This is a genomic window from Intestinibacillus sp. Marseille-P6563 (genome assembly GCF_900604335.1).
In the GTDB taxonomy this organism is placed as follows: domain Bacteria; phylum Bacillota; class Clostridia; order Oscillospirales; family Butyricicoccaceae; genus Butyricicoccus_B.
Genome location: NZ_UWOD01000002.1, coordinates 96,511 through 110,544, shown reverse-complemented (window position 1 = coordinate 110,544; position 14,034 = coordinate 96,511). Strand labels below are relative to the sequence as shown.

The following is a 14,034-nucleotide window of genomic DNA, read 5'->3' as shown; positions in this document are numbered from 1 at the left end:
TCTTTTCAGAACGCGCCTGTGATATACCCGATTAAATTTGCGCAAAGACCTGACCGATTGGTTCATGGATGACCAGATCGGCCCGGCGATCTGCCGGGGTCGCATCTTTGTTGATGAGCACCAATTTGCTGCCCGTGTAGTAATCGATCAGACCAGCAGCCGGATAGACGGCAAGCGATGTGCCGCCAATGATGAGCATATCGGCATGAGCGATGTATTCGACGCTTTTGCGAAGCGTATGGTTGTCCAAACTTTCCTCATACAGCACCACATCCGGTTTGATCGTGCCGCCGCAAGGGCAGGTAGGCACACCGGTGCTGTTCAGAATCTCCTCCGGCGGGAAAGAGCGATGGCAGCGCATACAGAAGTTGCGATGCACCGAGCCATGAAGTTCCAGCACTTCCTGCGAACCCGCGGCCTGGTGCAGGCCATCGATGTTTTGAGTGATGACGGCTCGCAGTTTCCCGGCCTTTTCCAGTTCGGCGAGTTTTAAATGCGCTGCATTGGGCTTGGCGTCCAAACAGAGCATTTTGTCGCGGTAAAAACGATAAAATTCGGGCGTTTGACGGACAAAAAAGGTATGGGAAAGGATGGTTTCGGGTGGCCAGGCATATTTCTGGTTATACAGGCCGTCCACCGAACGAAAATCCGGAATGCCGCTTTCGGTGGATACGCCGGCGCCACCGAAAAAGACGATGTTCTGCGAACCATCGACCCACTCTTTGAGTTTTGCAACCGCTTCAGTCATAACCAGCGTCCTTTCTTATTCCACAAAGGTGACGGTGCCTTCCTTGCGGGACTTGGCAGGGGTCTCCTTGGCGATGTAGCCGATAGCTGCCGAAGCGATGACGATGTGTGACGAGGGAATGCCATAAGAAGTCAGCAGCTTACGAACCTCCGGTTCATCGCAGCAATCGCGGATCTGGTTGATCCAGCAAGAGCCCAGTCCCAGATTTTCTGCCATGAGCAGGATGTTTTCCATGGCTGCCGAGCCATCCAGAAACGCGTGCCGCTCGTCGCGCTCATAGGAAACGATGATTTGCACCGGGGCATGGTAGAAATTATAGTCCGGACCGCGGTCGGTCGCCGCGCTAACGGCACGGGCCAGTTCCATAGATTTGTCTGCATTATATAAAACTGTAAAATGCCAAAGCTGCTTGCCCATACCGCTGGGAGCCCACTGAGCAGCTTCTACAAGCTGTTCGATTTGTTCACGCGGCGGCAGCTTTCCGGGCTGAAACGCACGGGTCGAACGGCGGGAGCGGATGATGTTCATAAGTTCACGCATAAAGAAAACCTCCTTGAAATGGGGCGAATCGCATCAAAGTTGTAACCTTTTTCAGCGAACGCGGGGTGTTTCATGGTCCATTTGCTTATAGTATAGTCCGCAGCCGCAAGTTTTTCAAGCAAGACGCACAAAAATCTACTCGCGGCAAAAGTTTGATGGCATGCAGAATCCAAGTGTGATATAATACATCTGATTAAAAATTTTTGAGAAAATGTATGGAGGCAACATGATTAACGTTTCCAATGTAAGCGTAAACTTTACAGGGGAGCCCCTCTTTAAAGATGTCAACATCAAGTTCACCGAAGGCAACTGCTACGGCGTCATTGGCGCCAATGGTGCAGGCAAATCGACCTTCCTGAAGATCTTATCGGGCGAACTGGATTCCACGACCGGCGATGTGTCCATCAAGCCGCAGACCCGTATGTCGGTGCTCAAGCAGGACCACTTTGCATTCGACGATTTTACCGTGCTGGATACCATCATCCAGGGCAATCCGCGTCTGTATGAGATCATCAAGGAAAAAGAAGCGCTGTACGCCAAAGACCCCTTCACCGAAGAAGATGGCAATAAGGCCGCCGATCTGGAGGCCGAGTTTGCCGAGATGGACGGCTGGAATGCCGACACTGAGGCGGGTCAGCTTTTGGAAGGCCTTGGCCTGGACGGCGATGCGGTCCTCTATCGTCCGATGAGCTCCATGCAGGACACCGATAAGGTCAAGATTCTGCTGGCGCAGGCGCTGTTCGGCCATCCGGACATCCTGCTGCTCGACGAGCCCACCAACCATTTGGACGTTGACGCCATCCACTGGCTGGAGGACTTCCTGATGGAATTTCCGGGTACGGTCATCGTGGTATCGCATGACCGTCACTTCCTCAACAACGTATGTACCCACATCGTTGACATCGACTATGGTAAGGTCAAGCTGTATGTGGGCAACTACGAATTCTGGTATGAATCGTCCCAGCTCGTGCAGCGCATGATTCGTGACCAGAACCGCAAGAACGAAGAAAAAATCAAGGAATTGCAGGCCTTTATTCAGCGTTTCTCGGCCAACAAGTCCAAGTCGCGTCAGGCGACCAGCCGTCGTAAGCTGATCGATAAGCTGACCGTAGAAGAGCTGCCGGCATCGTCCCGCCGGTATCCGTGGGTAGGCTTTACAATGGACCGTGAAGCCGGTAAGGATATTTTGGAGGTCAGCGGCATTTCCAAGACCATCGGCGGCGAAAAGCTGCTCAATAATGTATCCTTTATCGTTAAGAAGGGCGACAAGATCGGCTTTATCGCCGAGAATGAGCGCGCGGCAACCTGTCTGTTTCAGATTCTCATGGGCGAGATGGAGCCGGATGAAGGCACCTTCAAGTGGGGCGTATCCACCTCGCAGTCGTATTTCCCCAAGGACAACAATGCGTTCTTTGACGGCCATAAGGAAAACATGCTCGAATGGCTGGCGCCGTATTCGCGGACCGATACCCTGGAATCCACGCTGCGCGGCTTCCTGGGGCGCATGCTGTTCTCGGGCAACGATGTGTACAAGCCGGTGGATGTCCTCTCGGGCGGCGAAAAGGTGCGTATGATGCTGTCCCGCATGATGCTGTTTGGCTCCAATGTGCTGGTCATTGACCAGCCGACCAACCACTTGGATCTGGAATCCATCACCGCGGTCAACAATGGCGTACGCGACTTTAAGGGCAACGTTCTGTTTGCGACCCATGACCACGAATTTATGCAGACCATTGCAAACCGCATCATCGAACTGCGCGAGGATGGCGTGCTGGATAAGGAATGCACCTACGATGAATTCCTGGAATTTCGTGCCGAGCGCATGAAGAACGGGAAATGACCTGGAAACAGCGCCTGTATCGGCTGCTGATTTTGCTCGGCATTTTTGCCGGTGTCAGTTTGGTCTTGCTGCTGACCGGCATCAATTGTCCGATTCGATATTTTACCGGATTTTCCTGCCCTGGCTGCGGGATGACACGTGCCTGCCTGTCGTTGGTGTTTGGCCACGGCGATTTGGGGGAGCGGCTGCGTTTGGCGGCACAATACCATCCCATGGTCTTTGTGGTGCCGCCGTTGCTGCTGTATGCCATTTGGGGCAAACGGCCGCTGTTCGGCAGCGAAAAACGGGAACTGGCCGCGATGTATGCCGTATGCGCCCTGATGCTGGTGACATACGGCGTACGTTTGGCGCTGCATGACCCCGTTTTATCCATGGACTGGCAGGATGGCCAGATCGCGCGTGTGTTGCATGCCCTGCGCGGCGGGGCCGGATTTTAGCAGAAGGGAGGGGAATGTCGATGGCACAGATGGAAAAAATCACATGTCCCCATTGCAAAAACGAGAGTGAGCGCAAGCCCCTATCCTCGATCAATATCGACCGTACGCCCGAAATGCGTGCCAAGGTGCAGGACCTGTCCTGTTTTCGCTGGCGCTGCCCGGTGTGCGGTGCGACTTCCTTGGTGATGGACCCATGTCTTTATCATGACTTGTCCGGGCAGTTCATGATCTGGCTGCGGGAAGATACGCCCGAACGGGCGGATTTTGATCCGCTGGCTGGGTATACGCTGCGCTGGGTCGTGGATTTCAATGCGTTTCGAGAAAAAATCAATATTTTAGAGCGTGGTTTGGACGACCGTGCAGTCGAAATCATGAAATATCTGCTGCTGGCACAGTTACCGCAGGATTTGGATGTTGTCGAGCTCTTGTTCCACGATTTGGACACCCGTACGGCAGAGTTCCGGTTTGTTGCAGTGCTGTCCGATGGGGTGGAGCAGTATATTTCCATGCCGGGCGCGGTATATCAGAAGATCGCACAGGATGTACAGGAGCGATTGTTTACCTCGACCCGCGATTTTGTCAAGATCGATCTGGAGTGGGCGCGGGATGCCTTGGATTTGCTGCACAGCGCGACCGAATAAAAAAAGTCCGTTCCGGTTTGACCGGGACGGACTTGATTTCCGAACTTAGTTCCAGATGAACTGGCAGAGGATGCCGCCGATGACAGCGATCACCCAGGTCGCTGCAATGACCGGCAGGGCGCGGCTGCGGCTGGATTTTTCCCGCAGCAAAATCATATAGCCAAAACCGGCGCCGGTCGACAGACCAGCGACCAGGCCGCCGAATCCAATGGCGCCCGACAAATAGAGCTGGCTGAGCAGGACCGAAATGGCGCAGCTTGGGATAAGGCCAATGCAGGCACATAAGACGGGCTGCAAAAAGCTGCCGCCGAGCAAAAACGATGAGATGGCATCTTCACCGACAAATTCCACGGCCAGATTGATGACCACCATAATGCCGAGCAAAAACAGGCAGGTCTGTACGGTACGCAGAACGATTGCAGAGAAAAGAGAAGAGCCGCAGCAATGGTCGCCATGGTGACTGATGTCCATGTGTACAGGTGCCTTCGCTTGGCGGTTGCTTCGATGAAAGATGGTCCATTGCAGCACATAGCCGCCTGCGACTGCCAACGCAATTTTGACCACGATCAATAAAACGGCCTGTCCTGTGGCCCCGCCCGACAGCAGCAGTGGGATGGCTTCGTCCGAGGTGGCTAAAAAGACCGCCACCAGCGTGGCCGGCGCCAAAAACCCTTCGGCAAACAGGGCGGAAGCGGCTGCCGAAAAGCCGCATTGGGGCACGCTGCCCGCCAGAGCGCCAATGACTGGGCCGACTTTTTGTGCCTTGTCCATCAGCGTGGGCGCGGCGCGCATTTTGTGCTCGATCCAGTAGAGCACCGCATATACGATCAAGAGGATGGGCGCGCTTTTGATAACATCCTCGAGGGAATGCGTGATCGCATGTAAAATAAGATGAGCCATGATGTTCTCCTTTGCTAACCTGGGAATGGTTCTCATTATATCATCTTCCTTTTGGGAATGCAAGGGCTGCGCGCACATCCGGCTGATTTTTTCAGATAGTAGGAGTTAGTATGAACTTTAATGAATTTGGGATTGATCCCGCCATTTTACGCGCACTGAAAGAGATCGGTTATGTAAAGCCGACCCCTATCCAGGAAAAAGCCATCCCGCTGGTATTGGCTGGCCGGGATCTTTTGGGGTGTGCGCAGACGGGCACCGGGAAAACCGCTGCATTTTCCATTCCGCTGTTGCAGCACATGGGCAAGCCTGCGCCGGGTGAGCCGCGTCCCATTCGCGGCCTGATTCTGACCCCAACCCGCGAGCTGGCGCTGCAAATCTATGAAAATATTTGTCAGTACAGCCGCTATACCGGACGGGTCGCAGCCGTCATCTATGGCGGCGTGTCCCAAGTGCCCCAGGTGGAAGCCCTGGAACGCGGCGCGGATATTTTGGTCGCAACGCCGGGACGGCTGTGGGATCTGATGGGGCAGAAGCTGCTGGACATCAGTAAGGTGGAATGCTTTGTGCTGGATGAAGCCGACCGTATGCTCGACATGGGCTTTATTCAGGATGTCAAGCGCATCATCGACAAATTGCCTCGCAAGCGGCAAACCCTGTTGTTTTCGGCAACCATGCCGCAGGAGATTGCCGATTTGGCCAAGACCATGTTGCATCGTCCGGCACAGGTGTCGATCACCCCGGCTGCAACGCCGGTAGAAGTCATCGAACAGGGCGTCTACTTTGCGGAAAAGGCCGAAAAGCGTGAACTGCTGAAGGCTGTTTTGCGCGAACGAAATGTGCCCCAAACGCTGGTATTCTCCCGCACCAAGCATGGCGCTGACCGCATCGCGCGCGATTTGAACCGCGCAGGGATTTCGGCACGGTCTTTGCATGGAGATAAGTCCCAGGGAGCGCGGCAGACAGCACTCAAGCTGTTTAAGGAATACAAGATCGCAGTATTGGTGGCAACCGATATTGCGGCTCGAGGGCTGGATATTTCTGAATTGCCGCTAGTCATCAACTTTGATTTGCCGAATATTCCGGAAACCTATGTGCATCGCATTGGCCGCACCGGCCGGGCAGGCATGGAAGGCACCGCTTTGTCGTTCTGTGCCCAGGATGAGCGGCCGTATTTGAAGGACATTGAAAAGCTGACGCGGACCCAGATTCCAGAAAAGGAATGGCCGGCCGATATGCCGGTGGTCCCTGCACCGGTGGAAACCGTGCGTGCGGTCGTCAAGTCGCCGTCGCGCCGTAAGGCCGCGACAAAAAAGACCCAGGCAGTCGAACCCGCACCGGAAAAGAAGAAGGTGCCCAATCGTCGTCAGTCCCATCACAACGGGCCGACCGAAGCATTGGCGCAAAAGTATCCTAAGCCGGCGCAGACGCCGCCGAGCAGCCGCTCGTCGCGCCGGTCCAAGCAGCGGGACGATTTGAGCATGGATATTTCCACTCCGCGGACCCGGGAGCTGTCGGAAGAGGCAGCCGCTCGTGTGCGGGCAAAAATCCAACAAAAGCTGGCCGAACGGGCTGCTGCGCGGCAGCAGCAGATGGCACAGCAAACGCCACAAAACACGGAAGAGAAAAAGCAGCGCCGTATCTTTCGTACGGGCCGTGGTCGTGGCCGCAAGCGTACCCCGGCAAAAAAATAAACAGACAACGACTAGGATGGGAGTACTTCTATGAACGGAAAGCATCGTGTCGGACTGGGTGCTTTGGTATTGGTCTTACTGATGGCTACGGTAGCATATCCCGTCCTTCTATACACAGACAACGCCTTTGTCACCAAGTGGCGGACATTGTATATTGAAACGGCTATGAGCACCATGAGCCATCAGTGGCTGGCAACTGCATTTATTCCGCAGTCGATCATTGATGAGGTCATGAAAACCCGCGAAGAAACGACAGAGCTGCAAAAGACCGCCGAATCGACTTGGAATCTGGGGGACGTGACTTCAGCCATTGTCGAATCCGAGGAGATCGAAGACGAAGAAGAGCGGTTCTATACCCTGTTCAATGAATTGGACCGGGAAAGCTTTGAAAGCTATCTGGAAGACCATGAAGAGGTGCTGGAAAAAGGCTGGGACCGTATCGCCATTGATAAGTGCGATGAGGACAGCGATACCGGTATCCGTACTAAACAGGGCGACACCGTTCTGGCGATCAGCGCCAAACAGGGTATTATGATCGTAAAAGTCAAGGGTGAGACGTATGAAGGCAGATTGGCGATTGTCAAGGATGCCTCACGGGTCGAACTGAAAACGTGTGAGGAACTCTTCGATGTGGGCCAGTATATCAAGGATATCGCGGAAGACAATGACGCGATTCTGGCGATCAATGCCTCCGGTTTTGTCGATGCCGATGGCGTTGGCAACGGCGGTACACCCTATGGCTACTTGAAGGTGGCAGGCAAGGAATTGCAGGAGCCGTATGAACACGGCTATAAAATTATCGGCTTTGACGAAGATGATCTCATGCAGATCGGCGATTCCAACATCACCGACGACCTGTGGGATGCTGTGGAATTTGGTCCGGCGCTGATGGTCGATGGAGAGTCTAAACTTAAGAGCGCCTCGTCCGGATGGGGCTTGCAGCCCCGTACCGCCATTGGACAGGCTGCGGATAAAACGGTCCTGATGCTGGTCATCGATGGCCGCAGTACCCGCTCAGCGGGCGCAACCGTAGGCGATTGCAAAGAGGTACTGGAGGAGTATGGTGCCGTGCAGGCTTGTAATCTGGATGGCGGTTCCTCGTCGGTCATGTATTACAATGGCCGTGAGATCACCCATCCGACAACGGCCGGTGATAATCCGCATGGACGGAAACTCCCCAATGCCTTCACGGTCAGTTGGAAACAATAAGAGAAAAAACAGCCGGAAAAAATCCGGCTGTTTTTTTTGAAATGTGCTTGACAGCGGGGGAGGGGTATGATATATTAAATACACAAGTTAGCCAAGACTAACAACGAAAAAGCCTGGCTGACTTTTCTTCGAAACATAGGTTAGCATAAGCTAACAAGGAGGGACATCCATGCACATTCGACGCTTTGAAAACGAGTTAGTACACCATTGCGCGCCTGCACTTTGCCGGTTAAAGCCTGCCAATCTGGTGAGCTTCGCCAAGCGTGAATTTCCAGAGTTGCCGCATGTGCTGCAAACATATCAACCGGTAATGGAATCCTACGGAATCCATATGGAGCTCCTGTGCAGCTGCGACAAGCGATGGCTGGTTCTGGTCTATGATCCAGCCTTGCTGCAACGACAGCTTTCCCAATCGACGGTTTCCAATCTGCTGCAGCGCGATGGCTATCCGGCAGGAGGGATGCGCGCACAGCTGGAGTTTTTAAAATACCGGCTGCAAAGATATCGGACGTTTCCGCACGAAATCGGATTGTTCCTGGGGTATCCCATATCGGATGTCTTAGCCTTTCAACAAAATCGCGGCGAAGGATGTAAACTATGCGGCTATTGGAAGGTATACACCAATGTAGAGGCTGCGAAGAAAAGCTTTGCAACCTTTGATGCCTGCCGGGATGCGCTGGAACAGGCGCTGCGCGCAGGAAAAACCGTCACGCAACTGCTGGAAATGCAAACAATGCGTACAGCGTGAAAATATATTGAATCACTGGAGGTTATACAACATGAGCAAAGTAGCTGTAATTTACTGGTCTGGCACCGGCAATACCGAAATGATGGCGCAGGCTGTGGCAGAAGGCGCCAAGGCTGCAGGGGCCGATGTATCGCTCCTGTCGGTCGCGGATACCAATGCAGCCGAAGCCGCAGGGTTTGACCGCCTGGCGCTGGGATGCCCGGCCATGGGCGCGGAGGTGCTCGAAGAGATGGAATTTGAACCCTTCTTCACCGAACTGGAACCCAAATTAACTGGTAAGCGCGTTGCTCTGTTTGGCTCGTTCGACTGGGGCGATGGCCAGTGGATGCGCGATTGGCAGGCACGCACCGACAATGCCGGGGCATATCTTGTCCAAGACGAAGGTCTGCGCGCACATGGCACTCCCACGCCGGAGGACTTGGAAGCCTGCAAGGACTTAGGCAAAACACTGGCAGGCTGATTGATTTTCTTTGATCCTATCTCTCCCATCCGCTTTTTTCTGAGCAGACGGGTACTTCATTCCTCATTCAATCTTGTAGCGGAAGGCGCAGCGAAAGCTGCGTCTTTTGCTATCTGTAAAAATAAATTCACAACATTCGACAAAATACGACGGATGTGTCGAAAGAAATGTGCTATACTACTAATGTTTTCAAGGCCCGCACCGCCATGAAAACGAAATGATCCCCCGCCTTTTCTGACCAGGAGGCGGGGGATCGCTTTTTTCTTATGAGTGGGTATCCTGCTGAAGCTGTTTGCGGAAGATTGTGCGGAAAATCAAACGGACCAGCGGACCGGCAAAGAAAATCTGCCAGCACAGCGCCATGGGGAAATTGACAGCAGCGGTTTGCAGCCAAACTGCAATCAATTCCGAGCCCGGATTCTGAAATAAGATGGTAGCGATCAGGCTCATAATCGGGCACATCAGGCATACGATCATCGAAGAAATCGCCAACAGAATGAAAATCGGCTTATCCCGGCCGGGTGTGACCAGGCGGAAGGCCAATTTCTGCGAGAGATGCTCAACCACAAAAAACTCCAAAAAAAATGCAACCGGCCACATAATAACTATTTCTTCCAAGGCTATGACAAAGACACGGTTTTGCATGCCGCCGACATTCCAGGCAATGTTGTAGCAGACCATGGCATAGACCATCACGAATGCCATGAGCAGAGTGAAAATGATGTTTTGAAATTTGGTTTTTGGCATGTTTAAAAACTCCTTTTTGAAAAATGGGCGCAAAAAAACACATATGCTTTTGTGTTGTTCGTTATCAGCGAGCCAAGGCGCACATGTGTCGTTTCCAATCGATTACCAAAAACCAAGCGTATTCTGTTGAGCCAATCTAGTTTATCATGTCCAACTGTAAAAAGCAAGGATTTTTTGAGCGGATACGCCGGAAATCTCCTTTGCAAAGCCCCGCAAATGGCGTACAATAAAAGAAAACACTTCGGGGAGGATTTGTACAATGCAGCAGATCGATCGTAGGTTTGTGCGGGAACACCTGCCGGTGCGGCAGGCAGAAACCAATAAAAATGATTATGGGCGTGTGCTGGCCATTTGCGGCTGCAAGGGATATACCGGCGCGGCCTATTTTGCTGCGCAAGCCGCAGTACGGATGGGAAGCGGTGTGGTAACATTGGCTGTTCCGGAGGCGATTTATCCAATTTTGGCGGTCAAGCTTAACGAACCGGTCGTGCGGCCGCTGCCTTGCGATGCAGAAGGCAAATTTTCCAAAGAAGCTTTGCCCGAACTGCATCATTTAATGAGCCGGGCCGATGCCATGCTGCTGGGCAGCGGTTTGGGACGGTCGGATGCTTTGGACGCTATGGTCTGGGATTTAATTCAAACGGCACAATGCCCGATGGTTCTGGATGCCGATGGCATAAATGCCTTATCGGGGCATATAGATATACTGCGGAAGGCACAGGCCCCTGTAATTTTGACCCCGCACAAAGGGGAATTTGCCCGGATTTCCGGTGTGGAGTCCGCCCGGTCGGAGGAGGCTGCACAAGGCTTTGCCCAGGATACCGGCAGTGTGCTGCTGCTCAAGAGCCATCGGACTCTTCTATCCGCGCCGAACGGCCGGCAGGCGCGCAATACGACCGGCAATCCCGGCATGGCCAAGGGGGGCAGTGGGGATGTTTTGGCTGGGATGTTGCTCTCGCTGCTCGGACAAGGGATTCCGGCCTTTGAAGCGGCTTGCATGGGTGCTTGGCTGCACGGTGCGGTCGGCGATCGATGTGCGGCGGAGATGGGCGAATATGGCATGACCCCCAGCGATATGCTGCAAGCATTGCCGTATACCATTGCTCAGGTTCAAAACATCCGATCATCATAAAAAAGGAGTGGATTGCATTTGCGAAAGAAAACAGGCGCCGCCATGGCAGTGGCGGCCTTTTTTATCCTTTTGTGCGGCTGCGGCGTCAAGTCCGGAAATACCGGAATCCCAGAAAAAATCCAGCAGACCTATGAGCAGCTGCCCGGATTTACAGCACAGGTAAAAATTCTTTCCGATTTGGAGCAATCCACTCTGGAATATGGCGGCGAATTTGAGTATAATAGAGAAGACAACGATATTTTTACACTGAAAACCCCCGATGCACTGGCAGGGATCGTCCTTGTCGCTTCGGGCGAAAGCCCAGCGAATTTGACGGTACAGTATGACGATACGGTTTTTGATACCGCACAGCCAGCACGGGCTGGATTGACGCCAGCCGATGTCCTGCCGCTTTTGATGGATACGATCCGTACCGGCGCACCCTTGGAAACCTGGGAGGAAACCGTAGGCGGTGTCAAGATGGTGGTGGCACGCTATGAGACCGAGGACGATCAGGGACGCATCATGCGCCAGATTTGGTTTACCCGCGAAAGTTTATGGCCGTCGTATGCTGAGCTGTACGCGGACGATCAGCGGGTCATGCAGGTGTTTTTCAGTGAAGTTCAGCAAATAGAGGGATCAAACAACAATGAAGCAGAATAAGCATCGCACATGGGCAGAAATCGATTTGGGTGCGATTGAACATAATTTTCGTGTGATTCAGGAATATGTAGGCGATTGCCCGGTAATGGCTATCATCAAGGCAGACGCTTACGGACATGGCAGCGTTCGGGTTGCCGAACGTCTGGCCGCTGCCGGCGCCGCCCGTTTTGCCGTGGCGACGGTCAGTGAAGCCATCGAACTGCGGGAGCAGGGCGTCAAATTGCCGATTTTGATTCTCGGCTATGTCGGAGATGAGGATGCGCGTCTGATCGCGCGCTATGATATCTCGGTGCCGGTCTATGACCGGGAAACCGCGCAGGTCTTTTCCCTGGCTGCTCAGCAGGAAGGCAGCCCCATCCGGGTCCACTTCGCGCTGGATACCGGCATGACCCGTATCGGTTTTGCCGCGCGGCGCGTACAGGAAACCGTGGATGAAATTATCCGTCTGGCGGCTTTGCCGGGTCTGGTCGCAGAGGGGATGTTTACCCATTTTGCAGTGGCGGATACGCTGGATGGGCAGGCATTCACCCAGCGGCAGATGGAAGAATTTCGCGCAGTTGCAGAAGGTCTGGAAGGTTCCGGACTTCATATTCCGGTCAAGCATTGCGCCAATAGTGGCGGTGTGTTACAATATAAAGACGGATATTTTGATATGGTGCGTGCAGGCATTATCCTGTATGGCTATTATCCGGACCCCAGCTTGCCGCGGGTGCTCGATCTGCGGCCGGCGATGACGTTGAAAGCGCGTGTGGTGCAGGTGCGTGATGTGGAACCTGGACGCACGGTCAGCTATGGCCGTACCTATGAAGTGACCCGTCCGATGCAGCAGGCTGTCCTGTCCATCGGATATGCGGATGGTTATCTGCGGGCGGCTTCCGGGCGTGCCTATGTATTGGCAGATGGAAAACCGGCGCCGGTATTGGGCCGGATTTGTATGGATATGTGCATGATCGAAGTGCCTGAGGGCGCCCAGATCAAGCGAGGCGACGAAGTGATTATTTTTGGCCCGGGCGAGATCACAGCCGATCACGTTGCGCAAGCGGCCGGGACGATCTCGTACGAGGTGCTTTGCGCTGCTTCGGCGCGCGTGCCCCGCATTTACTTTGGATAAGCAAAACGGAACCGGACACTCCAAAACCGCATAAGCTGGGATGTAGGGCGTCAAGCCCTGCGGCAATGTCAGAAAAATTTCTGCGCTTTGCCTTATAATCACCCGCTTTGTGGGGAAAATAGGATTACAGGGTCTTAATCCCCAAATCCTTTCCATCGGAGTGTGACAAACGTGGATAACAGTATCAAACGAGGAGATATTTATTACGCCGACCTCAGTCCGGTGGTCGGCAGCGAACAAGGTGGGATCCGACCGGTACTTATCGTGCAAAATAACGTAGGGAACCGGTTCAGCCCGACCGTGATTGCCGCTGCGATCACATCGCAGGTCAATAAAGCCAAAATGCCGACGCACATTGAATTGGGCGCCCGGTCTTTTGGGCTGACCAAAGATTCGGTCGTGCTGATGGAACAGATTCGCACGTTGGATAAGAAACGGTTGCGTGAAAAGATGGGCTGCCTGGATGAAGCGCATATGCGGCATGTGGATGAAGCGCTGGCCGTCAGCTTTGGTTTGGAGCAGCAAGCCACGAATTAAAAACGAGGAGTTACCAAGCGGTGAGAAATAGACGCAGATTTACAATTACAGTGGGAGCGGTGCTGATGGTGTGCATGCTGATCACCGGTTATGCCGCAGTAGCAGCCGAATATGGCTCTGCGGAGGACCCGCTCATCACACAAAGCTATTTGGAACAGGTGCTGACCCCTTCTCTGACCAGTGCGGCAGAGAATACGGCGAAAACGCAGGCGAGCACATATCAGTCCACGATGGAGCGCAAGATCGTGGAGATGAGTCAGGCACTCGACAACAAAATCGCTTCTCTGGCGGCTAAATTGACCAATGACGATACCTTCGTCAAAAAAGTCACTGATGCCGGCGGGGTCGAAGAAGAAAACGAGTGGGAAACGGTCAATGTCGCTCCCGGTTCTACGCTGAAGCTGGATGTGGATACAGAGATCGTACTGCGCAAGGGTAGTGCGACCTGTGTCGAAAGCGCAGGTACCGGTCTGACCGATTTGTCGGGGGGCGGTGTGCTGTCTGCAGACGAAGCGCTGACGCAGGACCATCGTTATATTGCAACCACACAGAGCGCCGGATTCCATGCCACTAGTTCGGTGACGGTGCTGGTAAACGGCGGGCATTCGGTGTCATAAATCGCAAGAAAAATGCGTACCTTAAAATAGGTAC

Annotated in this window: 16 protein-coding genes; 12 read left to right on the top strand and 4 right to left on the bottom strand. The window is 53.7% G+C overall.

All coding sequences use genetic code 11. The features are described from left to right. Positions 1–31 precede the first annotated feature (31 nt). Together EFB11_RS08620 and EFB11_RS08615 are read right to left on the bottom strand one after the other, a co-directional pair. Positions 32–748 carry an NAD-dependent protein deacylase gene (locus tag EFB11_RS08620; protein ID WP_122789840.1) on the bottom strand — a complete coding sequence of 239 codons (717 nt, stop codon included), beginning with the start codon at positions 746–748 and terminating at the stop codon, positions 32–34. A 15-nt stretch (positions 749–763) separates the two neighbouring features. Beyond that, the gene (locus tag EFB11_RS08615) at positions 764–1,288 is read right to left on the bottom strand and encodes a nitroreductase family protein (RefSeq protein WP_122789839.1); all 525 of its coding nucleotides are present in this window, start codon (positions 1,286–1,288) and stop codon (positions 764–766) included. 226 nt (positions 1,289–1,514) lie between these two features. On the opposite strand from EFB11_RS08615, the gene EFB11_RS08610 reads away from it, so the two are divergent. Genes EFB11_RS08610 through EFB11_RS08600 form a run of 3 tightly spaced genes read left to right on the top strand, consistent with a single transcriptional unit; the run spans position 1,515 to position 4,206 of the window. After that, a complete protein-coding gene (locus EFB11_RS08610) occupies positions 1,515–3,128 on the top strand; it encodes an ABC-F family ATP-binding cassette domain-containing protein (RefSeq protein WP_122789838.1) in 1,614 nt (537 codons plus the stop codon). Beyond that, on the top strand, positions 3,125–3,565 hold the full coding sequence (locus EFB11_RS08605) for a DUF2752 domain-containing protein (RefSeq protein WP_122789837.1): 441 nt from the start codon (positions 3,125–3,127) through the stop codon (positions 3,563–3,565). Before EFB11_RS08610 ends, EFB11_RS08605 begins: the two co-directional genes overlap by 4 nt. 20 nt (positions 3,566–3,585) lie before the next feature. Beyond that, complete coding sequence (locus tag EFB11_RS08600; RefSeq protein ID WP_164706682.1) at positions 3,586–4,206, top strand: CpXC domain-containing protein; 621 nt, start codon at positions 3,586–3,588, stop codon at positions 4,204–4,206. Positions 4,207–4,251: 45 nt separating this feature from the next. On the opposite strand, the gene EFB11_RS08595 is transcribed toward EFB11_RS08600, so the two are convergent. Beyond that, a complete protein-coding gene (locus tag EFB11_RS08595) occupies positions 4,252–5,106 on the bottom strand; it encodes an arsenic efflux protein (RefSeq protein WP_122789835.1) in 855 nt (284 codons plus the stop codon). A 110-nt stretch (positions 5,107–5,216) separates the two neighbouring features. Between EFB11_RS08595 and EFB11_RS08590 the strand changes: the two genes are divergently transcribed. The 4 genes from EFB11_RS08590 (at position 5,217) to EFB11_RS08575 (ending at position 9,214) form a co-directional block, all read left to right on the top strand. Continuing rightward, positions 5,217–6,797: a DEAD/DEAH box helicase gene (locus EFB11_RS08590; RefSeq protein WP_122789834.1), complete on the top strand. Its 1,581-nt coding sequence runs from the start codon at positions 5,217–5,219 to the stop codon at positions 6,795–6,797. A gap of 30 nt (positions 6,798–6,827) precedes the next feature. Beyond that, positions 6,828–8,006, top strand: a complete 1,179-nt coding sequence (locus tag EFB11_RS08585) for a phosphodiester glycosidase family protein (RefSeq protein WP_122789833.1) — start codon at positions 6,828–6,830, stop codon at positions 8,004–8,006. A 169-nt stretch (positions 8,007–8,175) separates the two neighbouring features. Then, positions 8,176–8,754 (top strand): DUF3793 family protein, encoded by a 579-nt coding sequence (locus tag EFB11_RS08580; protein ID WP_122789832.1) that lies wholly within the window; start codon positions 8,176–8,178, stop codon positions 8,752–8,754. Between the two features lie 31 nt (positions 8,755–8,785). Beyond that, on the top strand, positions 8,786–9,214 hold the full coding sequence (locus tag EFB11_RS08575) for a flavodoxin (protein WP_122789831.1): 429 nt from the start codon (positions 8,786–8,788) through the stop codon (positions 9,212–9,214). A 264-nt stretch (positions 9,215–9,478) separates the two neighbouring features. Here the strand turns inward: EFB11_RS08575 and EFB11_RS08570 are convergent, their stop codons facing one another. Further along, the gene (locus tag EFB11_RS08570) at positions 9,479–9,961 is read right to left on the bottom strand and encodes a DUF2798 domain-containing protein (RefSeq protein WP_122789830.1); all 483 of its coding nucleotides are present in this window, start codon (positions 9,959–9,961) and stop codon (positions 9,479–9,481) included. 259 nt (positions 9,962–10,220) lie between these two features. Between EFB11_RS08570 and EFB11_RS08565 the strand changes: the two genes are divergently transcribed. The 5 genes from EFB11_RS08565 (at position 10,221) to EFB11_RS08545 (ending at position 14,000) form a co-directional block, all read left to right on the top strand. After that, entirely contained in the window at positions 10,221–11,093 is an 873-nt protein-coding gene (locus EFB11_RS08565) for an NAD(P)H-hydrate dehydratase (protein WP_122789829.1), read from the top strand. Between the two features lie 18 nt (positions 11,094–11,111). Beyond that, a complete protein-coding gene (locus EFB11_RS08560) occupies positions 11,112–11,735 on the top strand; it encodes a hypothetical protein (RefSeq protein ID WP_122789828.1) in 624 nt (207 codons plus the stop codon). Continuing rightward, positions 11,722–12,846 (top strand): alanine racemase, encoded by a 1,125-nt coding sequence (alr, locus tag EFB11_RS08555; protein WP_122789827.1) that lies wholly within the window; start codon positions 11,722–11,724, stop codon positions 12,844–12,846. Before EFB11_RS08560 ends, alr begins: the two co-directional genes overlap by 14 nt. A 171-nt stretch (positions 12,847–13,017) precedes the next feature. After that, positions 13,018–13,383: a type II toxin-antitoxin system PemK/MazF family toxin gene (locus EFB11_RS08550; RefSeq protein ID WP_122789826.1), complete on the top strand. Its 366-nt coding sequence runs from the start codon at positions 13,018–13,020 to the stop codon at positions 13,381–13,383. 20 nt (positions 13,384–13,403) lie between these two features. Next, positions 13,404–14,000, top strand: a complete 597-nt coding sequence (locus EFB11_RS08545; protein WP_164706681.1) for a hypothetical protein — start codon at positions 13,404–13,406, stop codon at positions 13,998–14,000. Positions 14,001–14,034: the final 34 nt, after the last annotated feature.